Genomic DNA, 23647 nt, shown 5'->3' on the forward strand with positions numbered 1-23647 from the left:
CGTGGGCCGGGAGGACCTGGTTCGGTTCGGTCGGTTCGGGCTGCTGCCGTTGCCGTCGCAGGACGGCGTGGCCTTGTTCGACGCGGCCGTCACGCTCGCTGAGCCGACCCTGGTCCCGGCGCGCGTCGACGTGGCCCGGTTGGGGCGGGCCCAGGGCTCGGGTGCCGCTTCGGGTGCTGCCTCGGGCGTGGGCTCGGTGCCCGCGGTGCTCAGGGCACTGATGCCGTCGCGGGCGGTGCGGCGGGTCGCGGCGGTCGGCGGTTCGGTGGCCAGTCGGCGGTTCGCCGGGATGTCGGCGGCGGATGTCGAGCGTGAGCTGCTGGACGTGGTGCGAGCTCATGCCGCTGCGGTGTTGGGACATGCGGCGGTGGATCAGATCCGTCCGGACAGTGCGTTCCGGGAGCTGGGGTTCGACTCGTTGTCGGCGGTGGAGCTGCGCAACCGGCTGACCTCGGCCTTCGACGTGCGGTTGTCCGCGACGGCGGTGTTCGACTACCCGACTCCGGTCGCCTTGGCCCGGTTCCTGCGCAGCGAGTTGTCGGGTGAGCCGGTGTCGGTGGCCGGTCCGGTGGCGGCCGCCACTGCTTTGGACGAGCCGATCGCGATCGTGGGCATCGGGGTTCGGCTTCCCGGCGGTGTCAGCTCCCCGGAGGAACTGTGGGACCTGGTCGTGTCCGGCCGTGAGGCGATCGGCGGGATGCCGACCGACCGGGGCTGGGATGTGGAGGGGTTGTACGACCCCGATCCCGATCGGCCGGGCAAGACTTACGCCCGAGAGGGCGGGTTCCTGTATGACGCGGCGGAGTTCGACGCCGGATTCTTCGGGATCAGTCCGCGTGAGGCGACGGCGATGGATCCGCAGCAGCGGTTGCTGTTGGAGGTCGCCTGGGACGCGTTCGAGCGGGCCGGTATCCGTCCGGAGTCGGTGCGCGGCAGCCAGACCGGAGTGTTCGTCGGCGCGATAGCGCAGGACTACGGGTCGATGACGACGCCGGGCTTCGACGGCTATCTGCTGACCGGCAGGACGACCAGCGTCATCTCCGGACGGCTGGCCTACGCGCTGGGTCTGGAGGGGCCCGCGATCACGGTCGACACGGCGTGTTCGTCGTCGCTGGTGGCGCTGCACCAGGCGTCGCAGGCGCTGCGCCAGGGGGAGTGCTCGCTGGCGGTGGCCGGCGGCGTGTCGGTGATGGCGACGCCCGGGTTGTTCACGGAGTTCAGTCGGCAGAGAGGGCTGGCGGCCGATGGCCGGATCAAGGCGTTCGCGGAGGCGGCGGATGGCACGGGTTGGGGCGAAGGTGTCGGTGTTCTACTGCTGGAGCGCCTTTCGGATGCTCGTGAAAAGGGCCATCAGATATACGCGGTGGTTCAGGGTTCTGCGGTCAATCAGGATGGTGCCAGCAATGGTCTTACCGCGCCTAACGGGCCGTCGCAGGAGCGGGTGATCCGGCAGGCGCTGGCCAACTCCCGGCTGGCGCCGGACGAGGTCGACGCCGTCGAAGGACACGGCACCGGCACGACACTCGGGGACCCGATCGAGGCCCAGGCGCTGCTCGCGACCTACGGTCAGGGGCGGCCCGAGGACCGGCCGTTGTGGCTGGGGTCGCTGAAGTCGAACATCGGCCACACGATGGCGGCCGCGGGTGTGGCCGGCGTGATCAAGATGGTGATGGCGCTCCAGCACGAGACGTTGCCGATGACGCTGCGCGTGGACGCGCCGACGTCGCATGTGGACTGGTCGGCCGGTGCGGTGGAGCTGCTGACCGAGAGTCGGGCGTGGCCGGATCTCGGACGTCCGCGGCGTGCCGGGGTGTCGTCGTTCGGCATCAGCGGGACCAACGCGCACCTGATTCTGGAGCAGGCCCCTGAGCCCGCGAGCGCGGGGACGTCGGGACCGGCGACGAGCACGGACGGGACGGTGCCGTGGGTGCTGTCGGCGAAGTCGGCGGAGGCGCTAGCGGAGCAGGCGCGGCAGCTGCTGGACCATCTCGATGTCCGGGCGGAGCTGACGCCGTCGGAGGTCGGGCATGCGCTGCTGGGGCGTTCGGTGTTCGAGCGGCGGGCGGTGGTGGTCGGTCGGGAGTCGGCTGATTTCCGGGGTGGGCTGGCGGCGTTGGCTGCCGGTGAACCTGCTGCGCAGGTGGTGACCGGTAGGGCGGTTACCGAGTCTGGCAAGACGGTGTTCGTGTTCCCCGGTCAGGGTTCGCAGTGGGTGGGCATGGGTGTCGGGCTGATGCGCTCGTCCTCGGTGTTCGCCGAGTCGATGCGGGACTGCGCATCGGCTCTGAAGCCGTTCACCGGCTGGGATCTGATCGAGGTGCTGTCTGGTGATCTTGATCGGGTTGATGTGGTGCAGCCTGCGTTGTGGGCGGTGATGGTGTCGTTGGCACGCCTGTGGGAGTCGCTGGGCGTGACGCCGGATGCGGTGGTCGGTCATTCGCAGGGCGAGATCGCGGCTGCGCACATCGCCGGAGTGTTGTCGCTGGAGGATTCCGCTCGGATTGTGGCGCTGCGGTCGAGGTCGCTTGCCGGGATTGCCGGGCGGGGCGGGATGGTGTCGGTGCCGGTTTCGGCAGCCGATGCCGAGGACCTGATCGCTCGCTGGTCGGGGCGGTTGGCTGTCGCGACGGTGAACGGGCCGTCGTCGACGGTCGTGGCCGGTGAGATGGCGGCGGTCGACGAGCTGCTGATGCACTGCGAGGCCGAGGGCGTTCGCGCTCGGCGCATTCCAGTGGACTATGCCTCGCACACCTCGCATGTGCGGGAGCTGCGGCAGGAACTGCTGGAGGTTTTGGCTCCGGTCGCGCCTCAGCAGGCGCGGGTTGCGTTCTACTCCACGGTGGTTGGTCATGTCGGTGGTTCGATGGCTGACACCACGGTGATGGGTGCCGACTACTGGTACGACAACCTGGCCGGCACGGTCGACTTCCACGCTGCTACTCGTGCTCTGCTCGATGACGGCCATCTGTTGTTCGTCGAGGCCAGCCCGCATCCGGTGCTGACCGGTGCGGTGCAGGAGACCGCCGAAGAGTTCGCGGTCGCGGTCACCGGCACTTTGCGCCGCGACGACGACAGCTGGGAGCGGCTGCTGGCATCGCTGGCCACGGCCGCGACCCACACCGCCGTGGACTGGGCCGGCTTCTACCCCGGTACTCACCCCGACGCTCTCGGCCTGCCGACGTATCCGTTCCAGCGTGAGCGCTTCTGGCTGCCGGCGTCGGAGGGTGTCGGGTCGGCGGTGGCGACCGGCCAGGCCGCGGGCGAGCATCCGCTGCTCGGTGCGGTGGTGGAGCTGGCGGGTTCCGACGGTGTGGTGCTGACCGGCCGGTTGGCGCTTTCTTCGCAGGCGTGGCTGGCCGATCACGCGGTGGCCGGTAGCGTTCTGTTGCCGGGGACGGCCTTCGTGGAGCTGGCGCTGCGCGCGGGTGACGAGGTCGGCGCCGACCTGGTGGAGGAGCTGACGCTGCAGGCGCCGCTGGCGCTGGCCGCGGCCGGCGAGGTGCAGCTGCGGGTCGAGGTCGGAGAGCCCGACGAGGCCGGCCGGCGCGTGGTGGGGATTCACTCGCGGCCCGGCGGTGCGGTGGCTGGTTCGCCTTGGACATGTCACGCCACCGGTGTGCTGGCCGCCGGTGGCGCGGAGCGGCCGTGGGACGCGCGCGAGTGGCCGTTGACCGGGGCGACCGGGGTTCCGGTGCCGCCCGCCACTGGTGTGCTGGCCGCCGGTGCTTCGAAGTCGCCGTGGGACGCGCGCGAGTGGCCGTTGACCGGGGCGACCGGGGTATCGGTGCCGCACGCCACCGGTGTGCTGGCCGCCGGCGGCACGGAGTCGCCGTGGGACGCGCGCCAGTGGCCGCCGAGCGGGGCGACTGTGGTTCCGGTGCCGGATGGCGGTTGGTATCCGTGGCTGGCTGCGGCCGGCTATGAGTACGGTCCGGCGTTCCAGGGCTTGCAGGCGGTGTGGCGTCGGGGCGATGAGGTGTTCGCCGAGGTGCGGCTGGCGGCGGATCGGCATGCCGAGGCGGCTGCTTTCGGGATCCATCCCGCAGTGCTCGATGCTGCTTTGCACGCGGCGTTGGTGACCGGCGGCGAGGATGAGCCGCTGCGGCTGCCGTTCTCCTGGACGGATGTGCGGCTGCATGCGACCGGCGCGACGAGCGTGCGGGTACGGCTGGCCGCCAGGGGCCGCGACGCGCTCCGGGTGGACGTCGCCGATGCCGATGGTGCGCCGGTCGCCTCGGTCGGGTCGCTGGCGCTGCGGCCGGTCGAGGCCGATCGGCTCGGCGGTATGCGCGATGCGCTGTTCCGGATGGAGTGGGTGGGGCGGCCGGTGCCGGAGGCGGCCGAGGTCTCGGTGGCGCTGGTCGGCGAGGACGGGCTCGGTCTTGGCGGCGTCGCGGCGATCCGGTACGCGGACCTGGCCGAGCTCGATGCCGCCGCCGGACACGACTTCGTCCTGGCCGCCTTCTCCGGCGACTCGGCGCACGGCGAGCTGCTCAAGGCCCTGGCACTGGTCCAGGCGTGGCTCGGCGACGAGCGGTTCGAGGGCATGCGCCTGGCGGTGGTCACCCGCGGTGCCGTGGCGGCCGGTGACACCCGCCAGCCCGATCTGAGCACCGCGCCGCTGTGGGGTCTGCTGCGCTCGGCCCAGGCCGAGAATCCGGGGCGGTTCGTTCTCGTCGATCTCGACGCGGACGAGCGCTCCCTCCAGGCTCTGCCGACCGTGCTGGCCGGCGGTGAGCCGCAGTTCGCGATCCGCGCCGGCGAGCTGCTGGTGCCGCGGCTGGCCCGGGCCGCGTCCGGCAGCGTGCTGACACCGCCGTCCGGGCAGGCGCCCTGGCGGCTGGACGCGGCGGCGCCCGGCACCTTGGACGCGCTGTCGCTGGTCCCCGCGCCCGACGCGGTCCGGCCGCTGCTGCCGCACGAGGTCCGGGTCGCGGTGCGCGCGGCCGGGCTGAACTTCCGCGACGTGCTCATCGCCCTCGGTATGTATCCGGGCGCCGCGTCGATGGGCAACGAGGGCGCGGGCACCGTCGTGGAGGCCGGGTCGGCGGTCGCGGACCTGGCGGTCGGCGACCGGGTCATGGGCCTGATCCCCGGCTCCTTCGGGCCGCTGGCGGTGGTGGACCGCCGCCTGGTCGCGCCGGTCCCCGCCGCCTGGGACTTCGAACAGGCCGCCTCGGCTACCACGGTCTTCCTCACCGCGCTGTACGCGCTCACCGACCTGGCCGGGCTGCGGTCCGGCGAGCGGCTGCTGGTGCACGCGGCGGCCGGCGGCGTGGGCATGGCCGCCGTGCAGCTGGCGCGGCATCTGGGTGCCGACGTCTACGGCACCGCGAGCGAGGGAAAGTGGGACGTGCTGCGCGCGGCCGGACTTGACGACGAGCACATCGCCTCCTCGCGCACGGCCGAGTTCGAGAGCCGCTTCGGCGCCGCCACCGCGGGCGCCGGGATGGACGTCGTCCTGGACTCGCTCAGCGGCGAGCTGGTGGACGCCTCGCTGCGGCTGCTGCCGCGCGGCGGGCGGTTCATCGAGATGGGCAAGACCGACGTCCGCGACCCCGGGCAGATCGCGCAGCAGCACGCCGGAGTGCACTACCGCGCCTTCGACCTGATGGAGGCCGGTCCGGACCGGATCGCCGAGATGCTTCGCGAGCTGCTGGCGCTGTTCGAGGCGGGGACGCTGCGGTCGTTGCCGGTCCGCGCGTCCGACATCCGGCGCGCGCCCGAGGCGTTCCGCTTCATGAGCCAGGCCCGGCACGTCGGCAAGCTGGTGCTGACCATGCCGCCGGCGCCGGACCCGCGGGGCACGGTGCTGATCACCGGTGGCACCGGGACGCTCGGTGGGCTGCTCGCGCGGCACTACGCCGAGACCGGTCGGGCCGGTCATGTCGTGCTGGTCAGCCGGCGTGGCGCTGATGCGCCCGGCGCGTCGGAGCTGGCCGTCGAACTGGCCGGACTCGGCGTGGGCACGACGTTCGCCGCCTGCGACGCGGCGGACCGTGACGCGTTGGCGGCCGTGGTGGCCGCGATTCCGAGCGGGCATCCGCTGACGGCGGTCGTGCACGCCGCGGGCGTGCTGGACGACGGCCTGCTGACGTCGCTGACGGCTGAGCGCGTCGACCGGGTGTTCCGTCCGAAGGCGGACGCGGCCTGGAACCTGCACGAGGTGACTCGGGACGCTGATCTGGCGGAGTTCGTGCTGTTCTCCTCGATGGCCGGTGTTCTTGGCAGCCCCGGCCAGGGGAATTACGCCGCGGCGAACGTCTACCTGGACGCCCTGGCCGAGTATCGGCGCGGGCAAGGGCTGGCGGCCACCTCGCTCGCTTGGGGTTTGTGGGAGCAGCGCAGTGCTATGACCGGGGACGTGGACCGGGAGGACCTGGCTCGGTTCGGCCGGTTCGGGCTGCTGCCGTTGCCGTCGCAGGACGGCCTGGCGCTGTTCGACGCGGCCGTCGCGCTTGACGAGCCGACGGTGGTCCCGGCGCGGGTCGACGTGGCGCGGTTGGCCCGGGCTCAGGGTTCGGATGCGGGCTCGGTGCCGGTGGTGCTTAGGGCGCTGGTGCCGTCGCGGGCGGTGCGGCGGGTCGCGGCTGCCGGCGGTGGTGCGGCGGCGGGTCGCAAGTACGCCGGGAAGTCGGCGGCGGATGTCGAGCGTGAGTTGCTGGATCTGGTGCGGGCCCATGCGGCGACGGTGCTGGGGCACGCGGTGCCGGATCAGATCCGGCCGGACAGTGCGTTCCGGGAGCTGGGGTTCGACTCGTTGTCGGCGGTGGAGCTGCGCAACCGGCTGACCGCGGTGATCGATGTGCGGATGTCGGCGACGGCGGTGTTCGACTACCCCACGCCGGCGCTGATGGCCCGGTATCTGCGCGGCGAGGTGCTTGGCGATACGACGCCTGTCGCGGAGCCGACGGCGGCTGCCGTCGCGCTCGACGAGCCGGTGGCGATCGTGGGTGTCGGGGTGCGGCTGCCCGGCGGCGTCGGGTCGCCCGAGCAGCTGTGGGACCTCGTGGTGTCCGGCACTGAGGCGATCGGAGAGATGCCGACCGACCGGGGCTGGGATGTGGAGGGGTTGTACGACCCTGATCCCGACCGGCCGGGTAAGACGTATGCGCGTGAGGGCGGCTTCCTCTACGACGCGGCCGATTTCGACGCGGGCTTCTTCGGGATCAGTCCGCGTGAGGCGACGGCGATGGATCCGCAGCAGCGGCTGTTGCTGGAGGTCGCGTGGGAGGCGTTCGAACGCGCGGGAATCCGTCCAGAGTCGGTGCGCGGCAGCCAGGCCGGTGTGTTCATCGGCGCGGTGGCGCAGGACTACGGGTCGATGACCACGCCCGGGTTCGACGGCTACGTGCTGACCGGCAGGACGACCAGCGTGATCTCGGGGCGGCTGGCCTACTTCCTGGGGTTGGAGGGGCCTGCGATCACGGTGGACACGGCGTGTTCGTCGTCGTTGGTGGCGCTGCACCAGGCGTCGCAGGCGCTGCGCCAGGGAGAGTGTTCCCTGGCGGTGGCCGGTGGCGTGTCGGTGATGGCCACACCGGGGCTGTTCACCGAGTTCAGCCGGCAGCGCGGGCTGGCTGCCGACGGCCGGATCAAAGCGTTCGCCGAGGCGGCCGACGGAACCGGCTGGGGTGAAGGCGTCGGCGTTCTGCTGCTGGAACGCCTGTCCGACGCACGGAAGAACGGCCACCAGGTGCTGGCCGTGGTGCGGGGGAGCGCGGTCAACCAGGACGGCGCCAGCAATGGTCTGACCGCGCCTAACGGCCCGTCGCAGGAGCGGGTGATCCGGCAGGCGCTGGCCAACTCCCGGCTCACCCCGGACGAAGTCGACGCTGTTGAAGGACACGGCACCGGCACGACACTCGGGGACCCGATCGAGGCCCAGGCGCTGCTCGCCACCTACGGCCAGAACCGACCCGAGGACCGGCCGCTGTGGCTGGGGTCGCTGAAGTCGAACATCGGCCACACGATGGCGGCCGCGGGTGTGGCCGGCGTGATCAAGATGGTGATGGCGCTCCAGCACGAGACGTTGCCGATGACGCTGCGCGTGGACGCCCCGAGCTCGCACGTCGACTGGTCGGCGGGCGCTGTGGAGCTGCTGACCGAGAGTCGGGCGTGGCCCGATTCCGGCCACCCGCGCCGTGCCGGGATCTCCTCGTTCGGCATCAGCGGCACCAACGCGCACGTGATCGTCGAGCAGGCGCCGCAGGACGCTGAGCTGCCGGAGGTGCCCGTACCGCGGGTGGCGACCGGCGGGGTGCTGCCGTGGGTGGTGTCGGCGAAGTCGCCGGCGGCGCTGGCGGAGCAGGCGCGGCAGCTGCTGGACCATCTCGATGCCCGTCCGGAGCTGGCGCCGTCGCAGGTGGGGCATGCGCTGCTGGGGCGTTCGGTATTCGAGCACCTAGCGGTCGTGGTCGGTCGGGAGCCGGGAGAGTTCCGCGGTGGGCTGGCGGCGCTGGCCATCGGTGACCCTGCCGTCAACGTCGTGACCGGCAAGGCGCTCGCGGAGCCCGGCAAGACGGTCTTTGTCTTCCCGGGGCAGGGTTCGCAGTGGGTGGGCATGGGTGTCGAGCTGATGCGCTCGTCGTCGGTGTTCGCGGAATCGATGCGGGCTTGTGCGGCGGCTCTGGAGCCGTTTACCGGCTGGGAGCTGATCGAGGCGCTGTCTGGCGATCTTGATCGCGTCGATGTGGTGCAGCCTGCGTTGTGGGCGGTGATGGTGTCGCTGGCACGCCTGTGGGAGTCGCTGGGCATCACGCCGGACGCGGTGGTCGGTCACTCGCAGGGAGAGATCGCCGCCGCGCACATCGCCGGTGTCTTGTCGCTGGAGGATTCCGCTCGTATCGTGGCGCTGCGGTCGAAGTCACTTGCGGGTATTGCCGGACAGGGCGGGATGGTGTCGGTGCCGCTCCCGGCTGTCGATGCCGAGGAGCTGATCGCTCGCTGGTCGGCGCGGTTTGCTGTCGCGACGGTGAACGGGCCGTCGTCGACTGTCGTGGCCGGCGAGATCGCGGCCGTCGACGAGTTGCTGATCCACTGCGAGGCAGAAGGCATTCGGGCCCGGCGCATCCCGGTGGACTATGCCTCGCACACCTCGCAGGTGCAGGTCCTGCATGACGAGTTGCTGGACCTGCTGGCTCCGGTCCAGGCGCGTCCGGCGACGATGGCGTTCTACTCCACGGTGGCCGGCCATGTCGGTGAACCGGTGGCCGACTCGACGGTGATGAACGCCGAGTACTGGTACGACAACCTGGCCAGCACGGTCGACTTCCACGCTGCGACGCGCGCTCTGCTCGATGACGGCCACACCTTGTTCATCGAAGCCAGCCCGCATCCGGTGCTGACCGGTGTGGTGCAGGAAACCGCTGAGGAGTATTCGGTCGCGGTGACCGGCACTTTGCGCCGCGACGACGACAGCTGGCAGCGCGTGCTGGGCTCGCTCGCCACCGCCGGAACGCACACCGCCGTGGACTGGGCCGCCTTCTACCCCGGCACCCACCCCGACGCCCTGGACCTGCCCACCTACCCCTTCCAGCGCGAGCGCTACTGGATCCGGCCCACCGCCGGCACGGACCCCGAGGCCGTCGGGCTGCACTCGGCCGGCCACGGTCTGCTCGGTGCGGCCGTCGACCTCGCCGACGGCGAGGGCCACCTGTTCACCGGCCGCCTGTCGCCGCGCGACCAGCCCTGGCTGACCGACCACGCCGTCCACGGCACCGTGCTGCTGCCCGGCACGGCGTTCGTCGAGCTGGCCCTGCACGCCGGCCAGGCCTCCGGCGCCCCGTGCGTGGCAGACCTCGCCATCGAGGCGCCGCTCACGCTTCCCGCCGGCGGCGGTCTCCAGCTCCAGGTGCACGTGGCCGCCGCCGACGGCGACGGCCGCCGGACCCTGGCCATCCACTCCCGTCTGAGCGACGCCGAATCCGACGCGCCGTGGTCCCGTCATGCCACCGGTGCGCTCACGTCGCAGGAAGCTGCTGCGCCGGACTGGGACGCGTGGGCCGGGACGTCGGTCTGGCCTCCGGCCGGTGCGGCCCCGGTGTCCGTCGCAGACCTCTACGACCACCTCGCCGACCTCGGCTACCACTACGGCCCGGCCTTCCGGGGCCTGACCGCGGCTTGGCGGCTCGGCGACTCGGACACCGGAACCCTCTTCGCCGAGGTGAGCCTGCCGGCCGACCTCGCCGACACCGACGCCGGCACCGACGCCTACGGCATCCATCCGGTGCTGTTCGACGCCGCGCTCCACCCGATCGCGGTCGCCGGAGCCGAGGAGGTGCTGCTGCCCTTCGCCTGGTCCGACGTCCGGCTCCACGCCGTCGGTGCCCGGTCCTTGCGCGTGCGGATCGCCCGCCCCGACGCCGGGACGCTGAGCGTGCAGCTCGCCGATCCGGACGGGCGCGCGGTCGCCGAGGTGGGGTCGCTGGCCGTGCGGCCGCTTCCCGCCGGGCAGCTGACGGTCGCGCTGGCGACGGATGATCGCCTGTTCCGGGTGGCTTGGACGGCTACTCCGGTCGTGGAAGGCGACCTGCCCGACCACGCTGCGATCACGAGCCACCAGGACCTGGCCGCGCTGCTGGCCGACGCCACCGCCGGCGTTCCCGACCTGGTCGTTGCCACGGGTTTGCTGGAGTTGTCCGACGCTGACGGGGACGTTCCGGCCGCCACACGTGCCGCCGTCCAGTATGCGTTGGACCTGTCGCAGAGCTGGCTGGCCGAGGAGCGGCTGGCTGGCAGCCGTCTGGTGTTTCTCACCAAGGGAGCGGTCGCGGTCGATCCCGATGCCGAGTCACCCGGCCTTGCCGGTGCCGCTGCTTGGGGCCTGCTGCGTGCGGCACAGAGTGAGAACCCTGACCGCTTCACCCTGATCGACCTCGACGACGCCTCCATGCCTCTTGGAGCGGCGTTGGCGAGCGCCGAGCCACAGCTGGCTGTGCGCAGTGGTGACAGCCAGCGGCTCTACGTTCCCCGCCTTGTTCGGGCGGCCCGGCCCGGCTCTGACTCCAACACCGACTCCAACACCGACTCTGAGCCGAGCGCACCGGAGCTGATCGAGGGCGGCACGGTACTGATCACCGGCGGCACCGGAACCCTCGGCGGCTTACTCGCACGCCACTACGCCGAGGCCGGCCGCATCGGCCATGTCGTGCTGGTCAGTCGGCGGGGTGCGGATGCCCCCGGTGCGTCGGAGCTGGCCGCCGGGCTGGCCGGGCTCGGCGTCGGAGTGACGCTCGCCGCCTGCGATGCCGCCGACCGCGACGCCTTGGCCGCGGTCGTGGCCGCGATTCCGAGCGAGCATCCGCTGACCGCCGTGGTGCACGCCGCCGGGGTGCTGGACGACGGTGTCCTGACATCGTTGACCGCCGAGCGCGTGGACCGGGTGCTGCGTCCGAAGGCGGACGCGGCCTGGAACCTGCACGAGCTGACCCGGGACAGCGATCTGACCGAGTTCGTGATGTTCTCGTCGCTGGCCGGTGTGCTCGGCAATCCGGGTCAGGCCAACTACGCGGCGGCGAACGTCTTCCTGGACGCGCTGGCCGAGCGCCGCCGCGCCGAAGGGCTGCCGGCTGTTTCGCTGGCCTGGGGTCAGTGGTCTGAGCGCAGCGGCATGACCGGGCACCTGGACGACGCGCAGGTGGCGCGTCTGTCCCGGCTGGGCGTCGAGCCGGTCACCGCGCAGGAAGGCCTGGCGCTGTTCGACGCCGCGCGGCGCGCGGGTGCCGCTTGCCTGGTCCCGGCGCGGATCGTCCCGGCGATGCTGCGCACGCAGTCGGAGAACGGCACTCTTCCGACCCTGCTGCGAGGCCTCGTCCGCGCGCCGATGCGCCGTGCTGCCGAGGCCGGGTCCGGTGGCGGTGGCGTCCGCGACCGTCTGGCGGGGCTGTCTCCCGCCGAGGCCGAAGACGCTCTGCTGACCATCGTTCGCACCACCGTCGCCGTCGTCCTGGGCCACTCCACCCCGGACACCGTCCCGACCGACCAGGCGTTCCGGGACTTCGGGTTCGACTCGCTCACCGCGGTCGAGCTGCGCAACCGGCTCAACGCCGCCACCGGCCTGCGGCTGTCCGCGACGCTGATCTTCGACCATCCGACCCCGCGGCAGGTGGCCGCCCATCTCGCCAGCATGATCGGCCCGGCAGCCGGCTCGGCGCCGAAGGCCCTGCCGGCCGTTGCCGCGGCTGCGGCCGATGAGCCGATCGCCATCGTGGCGCTGGGATGCCGGTACCCGGGAGGCGTGCGCTCCGCGGAAGACCTGTGGAGCCTGGTGGCCTCCGAGACCGACGCCGTCGCGGAGTTCCCGGCTGATCGAGGCTGGGACATCGAGGCGCTGTATGACCCGGAGCCGGGGAAGCCGGGCAAGTCCTACACCTCGCGCGGCGCGTTCCTCTACGACGCGGCCGCCTTTGACCCGGCCTTCTTCGGCATCAGCCCGCGCGAGGCCCTGGCCATGGACCCCCAGCAGCGCCTCCTGCTCGAAGTCGCCTGGGAAACCCTCGAACACGCCGGTATCGACCCGGCGAGCCTCCGGGCGACCCCGACCGGGGTCTTCGCCGGCGTCATGTACGGCGACTACGGCAGCCGCCTGAGCTCCGTGCCGGAGGAACTCCAGGGCTACGTCGGCAACGGCAGCGCGGGCAGCGTCGCCTCCGGCCGCGTCTCCTACACCTTCGGGTTCGAAGGCCCGGCCGTGACCGTCGACACCGCCTGCTCCTCCTCACTGGTGGCGATCCACCTGGCCGCGCAGGCGCTGCGCAGCGGCGAGTGCTCGCTGGCGCTGGCCGGCGGCGTCACCGTCATGGCGACGCCGGGCCTGTTCACCGAGATGAGCCGGCAGCGCGGCCTGTCCGCCGACGGCCGGTGCAAGTCCTTCGCGGCCGCCGCCGACGGTGCCGGCTGGGGCGAGGGCGTCGGGCTGCTTTTGCTGGAGCGTCTGTCCGACGCGCGCAAGAACGGCCACGAGGTGCTGGCCGTGGTGCGGGGTTCGGCGGTGAACCAGGACGGCGCCAGCAACGGTCTGACAGCGCCGAACGGTCCTTCGCAGGAGCGAGTGATCCGCCAGGCCCTGGCCAACTCCGGGCTGGCCGCCGACGAGATCGACGCGGTCGAGGGGCACGGCACCGGGACCACCCTAGGGGACCCGATCGAGGCGCAGGCGCTGATCGCCACGTATGGCCAGGACCGTCCCGAGGACCGGCCGCTGTGGCTGGGGTCGCTGAAGTCGAACATCGGCCACACCCAGGCCGCCTCCGGCGTCGGCGGCGTGATCAAGATGGTCATGGCCATGCGGCACGGGCAGCTGCCCAGGACGCTGCACGTCGACGCCCCGACCCCGCACGTCGACTGGGAGGCCGGCGCCGTCGAGCTGCTGACGGGCTCGCGCGACTGGCCGGACACCGGTCGGCCGCGCCGCGCCGGGGTGTCCTCGTTCGGCGTCAGCGGCACCAACGCGCACGTGATCATCGAGCAGGGCCCGGATCCGGCGGACGCGGACGCGGCCGACCGGCGCGCGCCGGAGCTGCCGGTCGCGGTGGCCGCGGTGGCGACCGACGGGGCGCTGCCGTGGCCGGTGTCGGCGAAGTCGTCGGCGGCGCTGGCCGACCAGGCACGGCGGTTGCTGGACCACCTCGACGCGCACCCGGAGTCGACACCCGCGCAGGTCGGTCACGCGCTGGTGCGGCGGTCGGCCTTCGACCACCGGGCCGTGGTGATCGGGCGGGAGCCGGCGGACTTCCGCGGCGGCCTGGCGGCGCTGGCCGCCGGTGATCCTTCGGCCCACGTGGTGACCGGTACGGTCCCGGCCCGGTCGGGCAAGACGGTGTTCGTGTTCCCCGGTCAGGGATCGCAGTGGGTCGGCATGGGTGTCGAGCTGATGGATTCCTCGCCGGTGTTCGCCGAGTCGATGCGGGCTTGTGCGGCGGCTTTGGAACCGTTCACCGGCTGGGACCTGATCGAGGCCCTGTCGCAGGCGGCTGAGTTGGAACGGGTCGATGTCGTGCAGCCCGCGCTGTGGGCGGTCATGGTGTCGCTGGCCCGGCTCTGGGAGTCGCTGGGTGTGACGCCGGATGCGGTGGTGGGTCACTCGCAGGGGGAGATCGCCGCCGCGCACATCGCCGGGGTGCTGTCGTTGGAGGACGCGGCGCGGCTCGTCGCACTGCGCAGCAGGGCCCTGATCCGGCTGCGCGGGCTCGGCCGGATGCTGACCGTGCTCGCGCCCGAGGAGCGGGTGCGGGCGATGCTCGACGCCGGGGACGGCAGCCTGTCGATGGCCGCGGTCAACGGCCCGGCCACGGTGACGGTGTCCGGCTCGGTGTCCGCGATGGCCGAGTTGAACGCCGCGCTCCGCAAGGCCCGGATGATGCGCTGGGAGCTGCCGGGCGTGGACTTCGCCGCGCACTCCGCGCAGGTGCGGGAGCTGCGCGAGGAACTGCTGGAGGTGCTGGCCCCGATCCGGCCGCGTCCGGCGGCGGTCGCGTTCTACTCCACGGTGGCCGGCCTGGTCGGCGCGCCGATGGCCGACACGACGGTGATGGACGCCGAGTACTGGTACGAGAACCTGGCCAACACGGTCGACTTCCAGGGCGCCACCCACGCCCTGCTCGACACCGGACACACGCTGTTCGTCGAGGTCAGCCCGCATCCGGTGCTCACCAGCGCGGTGGAGGAGACGCTCGAGCGGCACGCCGACGGCGTCGAGACCGCTGTCACCGGCACGCTGCGCCGTGACGACGACAGCTGGGAGCGCGTGCTCACCTCGCTGGCCACCGCCGGAACCCACGCCGCCGTGGACTGGTCCGGCTTCTATCCCGCGACCCGGCCGGTCCGCCTCGACCTGCCGACCTACGCCTTCCAGCACCAGCGTTACTGGCTGCTCGAAAGCAGCGGCCGGGCCACCATTGCTGCGGCCGGAGGCGCTGCGGACCCGGCCGAGGCAGAGTTCTGGCACGCGGTCGAGAGCGAGGACCTGGACGCGCTGACCGCCACCCTGGGGCTCGGCGCCGTGGACGGCAAGCACGAGGCCGCGGACTCCGGTCTTCCGGCCGTGCTCACGGCCATGTCCGGGTGGCGGCGACGGCGGCTGGAGCGTTCCCGGATGGAAACGTGGCGCTACCGCATGACGTGGAAACCGTTGACCGGCCTGGGGAACGGCGCCGCGCCGGACCTGGACGGCGGTACCTGGTTGGTGGTCGTCCCGCAGGACGTCGCCTCCGGCTCCGTGGCGGCGACGCTGCTCGAAGCACTGGAACGGCGCGGTGCGCGGGTGATCACCCGGCGACTCGATGCTCTGATCGCCGAGGGCGTGGGCGAGGCCGTGGACGGGCTCACCGGTGTGCTGTCCCTGGTGGCGCTCACCGACGAGGGCCTGAGGGATGCGTACGAACCCGTCTCGGCGGGATTGGCCGGAACGCTCGCCCTGGTGCAGGCGCTGGACCGGATGGACGTCCAAGCCCCGCTGTGGTGTCTGACGAGCGAGGCGGTGGCCATCGGGACCGCCGACTCCGTCGCCAACCCGCTGCAGGCCCAGATCTGGGGCCTGGGCCAGGTGGTGGCGCTGGAGCGGCCGGAGAGCTGGGGCGGGCTGGTGGACGTGCCCGCCGGGCTGGACGCGCGGGCCGCGGACCTGGTGTGCGCGGTGCTCGCCGGGGCCGGCGCCGGAACCGATCGCCTGGGGGAGGACCAGGTGGCGGTGCGCACCTCAGGGGTCTTCGGCCGACGGCTGGCCCGGGCCCCCCTGGGCGAGGCGCCGGTGCCGGACTGGCGCCCCACCGGGACGGTGCTGGTGACCGGCGGCGCCGGCGCGGTCGGTGCGCACGTCAGCCGCTGGCTGGCCCGGGCCGGGGCGCCGCACCTGCTGCTGGCCGGCCGGCGCGGCGAGGACACGCCCGGCATCACCGAGCTGAAGGCGGAGCTGACGGCGCTCGGGTCGCGGGTGACCGTGGCGGCGGTCGACGTCGCCGACCGGGACGCGCTGCGGGAACTGCTGGCGTCGGTCCCGCCGGAGCATCCGCTGACCGCCGTGTTCCATGGCGCCGGCGCGCTGGCGGACCGGACGCTGGACGCCCTGACCGTCGAGGACCTGGAGTTGGTGCTCAGGCCCAAGGTGGCCGCCGCCACGGCGCTGCACGAGGCCACCGCGGATCTGGATCTGGACGCCTTCGTGCTGTTCTCCTCCGCCGTCGGCGTCCTGGGCAACGGCGGGCAGGCCGGCTACGCCGCCGCCAACGCCTTCCTCGACGCGCTGGCCCGGACCCGGCGCGCGGCCGGGCTGGCCGCGACCGCCGTGGCCTGGGGCTCCTGGGGCGGCGGCGGCCTGGTCACCGACGAGGTCGACGACCGCCTGCGGCGCAGAGGGCTGCCGCCGATGGCGCCGCGGACGGCGGTGGCGGCGCTGGCCGCCGCGCTGGCCCGGCAGGAGACCCAGGTCATGGTCGCCGAGGTCCGGTGGGAGGACTTCGCGCCGGCCTTCGTCGCGGCTCGTCCCAGCCGGCTCATCGCCGACCTGCCCGAGACCGCCTTCCTGGCCGGGGGCACCGCGGACGGCGAGGCCGACGGCGCGCCGGAGGGCGACCTGACGGCCCGTCTGAAGGAACTGCCCGAACGCAAGGTGGCGGACGCCCTCGTCGGGGCGGTCCGCGCGCACGCCGCGGCGGTCCTGGGCTTGGCCGGGCCGGACGAGATCGGCGCCGAGCAGGCGTTCAGCCTGGCCGGCTTCGACTCCCTGACCTCGGTGGAGCTGCGCAACCGGCTGCGCCGGGCGACCGGGCTGCCGCTGCCGGCCACGCTGCTGTTCGACCACCCGACGCCGGTGGCCGCCGCGCGCTACCTGCGGGCCGAGCTGTTCCCGCAGCAGGGCGCCGTTGGCGGCGACCTCGGCGCGGCGGCCCCGGAGGTGGACGACGCCGAACTGCGGGCCCTGATGCTGTCGATCCCGCCGGCCCGGCTGCGGGCGGCGGGGCTGCTGGAGCCGCTGCTGAGCCTGGCCGGGCGCGCTCCGGCCGACGGCTCCGAGGCGTCGTCCGGCCCGGCCCCGGCGCCGGCCGACGACGGTCCCTCGCTGGACGACATGGGCGTCGAGGACCTGGTGCGCATGGCGATGAAGAACGACGTTCCCGACGAGACGCGGAGGTCATGATGGCGGAGTCGAACGATGCTGTCGTTGAGGCGTTGCGCGCGTCTCTGAAGGAGAACGAACGCCTGCGCAGAGCGAACGCCGACCTGTCCGCGCTCGCTGAGAGCTCCCGCGAGCCGATCGCGATCGTCGGCATGAGCTGCCGCTATCCCGGCGGCGTGCGCTCGCCGGAGGATCTGTGGGAGCTGCTGCTCGCCGAGCGCGACGCGATCTCCGGCTTCCCGCGCAACCGCGGCTGGGACGTCGAGGAGCTCTACGCGCCGGAGCCGGGCGCGCACGGCAAGACCTACGTGCGCGAGGGCGGCTTCCTGCACGACGCCGACGAGTTCGACCCGGCCTTCTTCGAGATCAGCCCGCGCGAGGCGACGGCGCTGGATCCGCAGCAGCGGCTGCTGCTGGAGACGTCGTGGGAGGCGATCGAGCGGGCCGGGATCGATCCGTCGGCGCTGCGCGGCAGCCGCACGGGGGTCTTCGTGGGCATCGCGCACCAGGACTACGGCCTGCGTTTGCACGAGGCGCCGGAAGCGCTGGAGGGCTACCTGGGGACCGGGACCTCGACCGCGATCGCCTCCGGGCGCGTCTCCTACGTGCTGGGTCTTGAGGGACCGGCCGTCACGGTGGACACCGCGTGCTCGTCGTCGCTGGTGACCATGCACCTGGCGGCCCGGGCGCTGCGCGCCGGCGAGTGCTCGCTGGCCCTGGCCGGCGGCGTGACGGTGATGGCCCGGCCGGACGTGTTCGTCGAGTTCAGCCGCCAGCGCGGGCTGGCGCCGGATGCCCGCTGCAAGCCCTTTGCGAACGCCGCCAACGGCACGAGCTGGGGCGAGGGCGTGGGCTTGGTGCTGCTGGAACGCCTGTCGGACGCGCGCGCCAACGGGCACCCGGTGCTCGCGCTGGTCCGGGGCTCGGCGGTGAACCAGGACGGCGCCAGCAACGGCCTGACCGCCCCCAACGGCCCCTCCCAGCAGCGCGTCATCCGCAGGGCCCTGATCAACGCCCGCCTCTCGGCGGCCGAGGTGGACGCGGTCGAGGCGCACGGCACCGGGACCACGCTGGGCGACCCCATCGAGGCGCAGGCACTGATCGCCGCCTACGGCCAGGGCCGGCCGGCCGACCGGCCGCTGTGGGTGGGCGCGATCAAGTCCAACATCGGGCACCCCCAGTGCGCGGCGGGCGTGGCGGGCGTCATCAAGATGGTCATGGCCATGCGGCACGGCACCCTGCCCAGAACGCTGCACCTGGACGCGCCGACGCCGCACGTGGACTGGACCGCCGGCGCGGTGCGCCTGCTCGGACAGGCACGCGACTGGCCGCGGACCGACGGCCGGCCGCGGCGGGCCGGGGTGTCCTCGTTCGGGGTGAGCGGCACGAACGCGCACCTGATTCTGGAGGAGGCTCCCGAGCAGACGGCGCCGGCGCCGGTGTCCGCCGGGTCCGCCGGGCCCGCCGCCGCGGATCCGGTGTCGGACCGGTCCGGCCGGCCGGTGCCCTGGGTCGTGTCGGCGCGGTCGGAGGACTCCCTGCGTGCGCAGGCGGCCGGGCTGGCGAGGCCGGCCGCTGATCCCGGATCAGACCTCGCCGACGTCGGATGGTCCCTGGCGTCGGGCCGGGCCCGGCTCGAACACCGCGCCGTGGTGCTGGGGCGTGACCGCGACGAGATGGTCAGCGCTCTGGCGTCGCTGCGCGACGGCGCCGAGTCCGCCGGGGTGGTGCGCGGTGTCGCCGGCCGGCTTGGGGACTCCGTCTTTCTGTTCCCCGGGCAGGGAACGCCGTGGGGCGGCCTGGCCCGGCAGCTGTACGACGAGTTCCCGATCTTCGCGCGGAGCCTCGACGAGGTCTGCGAAAGCTTCGACGCCCACCTGCCCTTCGCGCTGAGGCCGCTGCTCCTGGCCGACGAGCTCGCGGACGCCGACCGCGAGCGGACCGACATCGCGCAGCCGGCGCTGTTCGCGCTCCAGGCCGCCCTGTTCCGGCTGGTGACGTCCTACGGTCCGCAGCCGGACTGCCTGATCGGCCACTCCATCGGCGAGATCGCGGCCTGCCACGTGTCCGGGGTCCTCGACCTGGCCTCCGCCACCCGGCTCGTGTCCGTCCGGGGCCGGCTCATGCAGGGGATCGGCGAGCCGGGCGCGATGCTGGCGGTGCGGGCCTCGGAGCAGGTCGTGGCCGCCGTGATCGAATCCGGCGAGCAGATCGGCCTGGCCGCCGTCAACGGTCCGGAGTCGGTGGTGGTCTCAGGGGCGCGCGAGGAAATCGCCGACCTGCGGGAACGGCTGGTCGCCGAGGGCATCACGGCGACCCCGCTCAAGGTCGCCCACGCCTTCCACTCCCCGCTCATGGACCGGATCGTGGATGATTTCGCGGCTTCGGTCGGCAGTCTCCAGGCCGGGGAGATGGCGATCCCGATCGTCTCGACACTGCTCGGCCGGGAGGCCACGGCCGAGGAGCTGACCTCCGTCGAGCACTGGGTGCGCCACCTGCGCGAACCGGTGCGCTTCTTCGACGCGCTGGAATCGGCGCGTGCCGACGGGGCGCAGGTGTTCCTCGAAGTGGGTCCGGGCTCGACGCTCGCGAGCCTCGCCACCGAGGCCTTCGCCGCCGTCGGCGTCGAGGGCGCGGAGGTCCTGTCGGCCTCGCGGCGAGACCGTCCGGCCGCTGACGCCCTGCTCAACGCGCTGGCCCGGGTGTACGTCAGGGGCGTGTCAGTGGACTGGCCCGCGCTCTTCCCGGCGGCCCGGCGGGTCGGCCTGCCGACCTACCCGTTCCAGCGGCAGCGCTTCTGGCTGGACGCCTCGGCGCGCAGAGGCGGCGCTGACGTGGCCTCGGCCGGTCTGTCGGCTCCGGAGCACCCGCTGCTCGGTGCCGTGGTCGACCACCCCGACTCCGACGCGGTGGTGTTCACCGGCCTGTGGTCCGTGCGGACCCACGGCTGGCTGGCCGACCACGCCGTGTTCGGCGCCGTCGTCGTGCCGGCCACGGCCTACCTCGACCTGGCGCTGTGGGCGAGCGACTTCGTCGGGTGCGGCGGCGTCGAAGAACTCTCCCTGGCCGTTCCGTTGATCCTGCCGGACTCGGGCGATGTGCGGGTTCGGGTCGTCGTCGGCGCTCCGGACGAGGCAGGACGCCGATCCCTGGAGGTGTACTCGCGCTCCGGCCAGGACGGTCCGGCCGTGGGCGGCTGGATCCGGCACGCGTCCGGAAGCCTGTCGCCGAGCGCACCGCCGGCGACCGTGCTGATCGACGCGTCGAGACCGCTGGCGACCTGGCCCCCGGCCGGTGCCGAACAGCTCGACATCGACGGCTTCTACGACTCTCTCGCCGACAAGGGCTTCGTCTATGGCCCGGGCTTCCGCGGACTGCGCGAAGCCTGGCGCGACCGCGACGACGTGTACGCGCTGGCCACCTTGCCCCCGGTCGAGGACAGCCCGAGGGCCGACGGGTTCGCGCTGCATCCGGCGCTGATCGACGCGATGCTGCACGCGGTGGCGTTCAGCGGCGTCGTCGGCGCCGACGGCCAGGCCTGGATGCCGTTCTCGTGGTCGGGGGTGCGGCTGACGGGGCGCGGCGGAGCGAGCGTGCGGACCCGGATCACTCCGGTCCGCGAAGGCGTCGTGGCGGTGCTGATCGCCGACGAGCACGGCCGCGAGATCGCCCGGATCAAGGCCTTGACGTTCCGGCCGGCCAGTGCCGCGCAGGTGCGCTCGGCTCGCGACGGGCACGAACGATCGCTGTTCGAGGTGCTGTGGCGGCCGCTTGAGGGTGGCGGCCAGGAACCTCGCGCCGGGGAATGGGGAGTCGTCGGCAAGCAGGACGGCCTGGCCGCCCGGCTCAGCGCGGCAGCCGGCGGGATGGTCCCGGTGCACGGGGCCATCGACGAACTCCTCGCGGTTACCGCACCGCGTTTTGTCGTCCTGTGCCTGGACGGCTTCACCACTGCCGCCGCCGACACGCTTACCGAGGTCGGCGCGGCGGACACCCGGGTACTGGAATGGGTCCAGCGCTTCCTCGCCGAAGACCGGCTCGCCGCATCCACCCTGGTGGTTCTCACGCGGCTCGCCCTAGACACCGGGGGAGAGGAGGTTGTCGAGAGCCTTGCCGGCGCGTCGGTATGGGGCCTGATCCGCTCGGCGCAGACCGAGCATCCCGGCCGGTTCCGGCTGCTGGACATCGACGATCAGGACACTTCGCTGTCCCGGGTGCCCGAAGCGCTCGCCGGCGGTGAATCCCAGCTCGCGGTGCGCGCCGGGGAGTTCCTCGTGCCCCGGATGATGCCGGCCGCACCTGCGGCGTCCCGCATCGAGCCGCCGGCCGCCGGCGCCTACCGGCTGGGCATCCCGGACAAGGGCACCCTGGAGAACCTGACCTGGGTCGCCTGCCCCGAGGTGGAGGCGCCGCTGGAGAGCGGGCAGGTGCGCATCGCCGTGCAGGCCGCCGGGCTCAACTTCCGGGACGTCACGATCGCCCTGGGCCTGGTGGACCGGACGGCCTTCGACGCCGGGATCGGCAGCGAGGGCTCCGGAACGATCCTGGAGGTCGGCCCCGGCGTCACCGGGTTTGTGCCCGGCGACCGGGTGATGGGCGCGTTCACCGGTGCCTTCGGCCGGGTCGCGGTGGCCGATCACCGGATGCTGCATCCGGTCCCCGACGGCTGGAACCACGCCGAGGCGGCGTCCGTGCCGACCGCTTTCCTCACCGCGTACTACGCGCTCTTCCGCGCGATGCGTCTTGAGAAGGGCCAACGGATTCTGATCCACGCCGCGGCCAGCGGCGTCGGGATGGCCGCCGTGCAACTGGCGAAGCACGCCGGCGCCGAGGTCTACGCGACTGCGAGCCCGGCGAAGTGGCCCATCCTGCGCGGCCTCGGGCTGGACGACACGCATCTGGCGTCCTCGCGGGATCTGGGCTTCGCGGCCGCGTTCCTGGACGCCACCGACAGCCACGGCGTCGACGTCGTCCTGAACTCCCTCGCGCACGACTACGTCGACGCCTCGCTCGGGCTGCTCGCCGAGGGCGGCGACTTCATCGAGATGGGCAAGACCGACATCCGCGACGCCGACCGGGTGGCCGCCGATCATCCGGGCGTCCGGTACCAGGCCTTCGACCTCTTCGAAGCGGGCCCGGACGCGTTGCGTGAGCTGTTCTCCGAGCTGATGGAGCTGTTCGCCGACGGCCGGGTGCAGCTGAACCCGATCACCATCCGGGACGCCGCCGACGCCCGCGCGGCGTTCCGCGAGATGAGCCGGGGCCGGCACGTCGGCAAGCTCGTGCTCGAGGTCGGCGGGCGCTTCGGCGGCGGGTCCGTCCTGGTCACCGGCGGAACCGGGGCGGTGGGCTCGCTGGTGGCGCGGCACCTCGTCGCAGAGCACGGAGTGCGTTCTCTGATACTGACGAGCCGCCGCGGGGCCGCCGCCGAGGGTGTCGCGCAGCTTGTGGCGGACCTGGAGGCCGCAGGCGCGGCCGTGCACGTGGCGGCGTGCGACGTCGCCGACCGGGACGCCGTGGCCGCGCTGCTCGCGGACCTGCCCGGCCGGTGGCCGCTGACGGCGGTCGTGCACGCGGCCGGCGAGGTGGCCGACGCGATGATCGAGTCGCAGAGCGCTGAGAGCCTGGAGCAGGCGCTGCGCGCCAAGGTCGGCGGCGCTGCCCATCTGCACGAGCTGACTCGCGACCGCCACTTGTCGGCGTTCGTCCTGTTCTCGGCGCTCGCCGGCACCCTCGGCGGTGCGGGCCAGGCGAACTACGCGGCGGCGAACGCCTTCCTGGACGGATTGGCGGCCCAGCGCCGGGCCTCCGGCCTGGCCGGCACGTCGCTGTGCTGGGGCTGGTGGGAGCAGCCCGGCGGTATGTCCGCGCGGCTGAGCCAGGCCGACCAGGCGCGGATCCGGCGGCTCGGTGTCGGCGCGATGCCCGGCCCCGAGGCCCTGGCGCTGTTCGACGCGGCCTGCGCGGTCGGCAAGCCGGTGCTCGTCCCGGCGCGGCTAGACCTGTCCGTGCTCCGGGGCCGGACCGGCGACGAGCTCCCGCCGCTGCTGCGCGACCTGGCCGAGCTCGCCGACCGCGGCGGTCCGCGCGCGGCGGCGGCCCCGGCCGACCGCACCGGCGACCTGCCGGCCCGGCTGTCCGGACTGGCCCCGGCCGAGGCGGAGGCGTTCGCGCTGGAGTGGATCCGCGAACAGACCGCCATCGTCCTCGGACACCCCTCCAGCGCCTCGGTCGAGGCCGACCAGGCGTTCTACCAACTCGGGTTCGACTCGCTGACCTCGGTCGAACTCGGCAACCGGCTCGCGGCCTCGACCGGACTGCACCTGCCGTCCACGCTGGTCTTCAGCTATCCGACACCGCGCGAGCTGGGCCGGCACGTCCTGGATCTGCTGCGCCCGCGAGGCGGAGACGGCCCGGCGCAGGACGCGCCGATCCCCGAGCAGGCGGCCGGCGCCGAGACCGGCGCGCAGGAGTTCGCGGACCTCGACCTGGACGCACTGGTCGATCTGGCTCTGGACGAGAAAGGCAACTGAC

Annotated in this window: 2 protein-coding genes (1 of these 2 cut by a window edge); both read left to right on the plus strand. The window is 73.1% G+C overall.

The genetic code is table 11. The features are described from left to right. Nucleotides 1–17134 carry the 3' portion of a type I polyketide synthase gene (locus ABH920_RS47980; protein ID WP_370356176.1) on the plus strand. It extends 12299 nt beyond the left edge of the window, so the window shows 17134 of its 29433 coding nt (coding positions 12300–29433); its start codon lies beyond the left edge, outside the window; it ends in the stop codon at nucleotides 17132–17134. A 32-nt stretch (nucleotides 17135–17166) separates the two neighbouring features. After that, nucleotides 17167–23646, plus strand: coding sequence for a type I polyketide synthase (locus ABH920_RS47985; RefSeq protein WP_370356203.1), 6480 nt, complete (start codon nucleotides 17167–17169; stop codon nucleotides 23644–23646). Nucleotide 23647: the final 1 nt, after the last annotated feature.

It is taken from the genome of Catenulispora sp. EB89 (assembly GCF_041261445.1).
GTDB lineage: Bacteria > Actinomycetota > Actinomycetes > Streptomycetales > Catenulisporaceae > Catenulispora.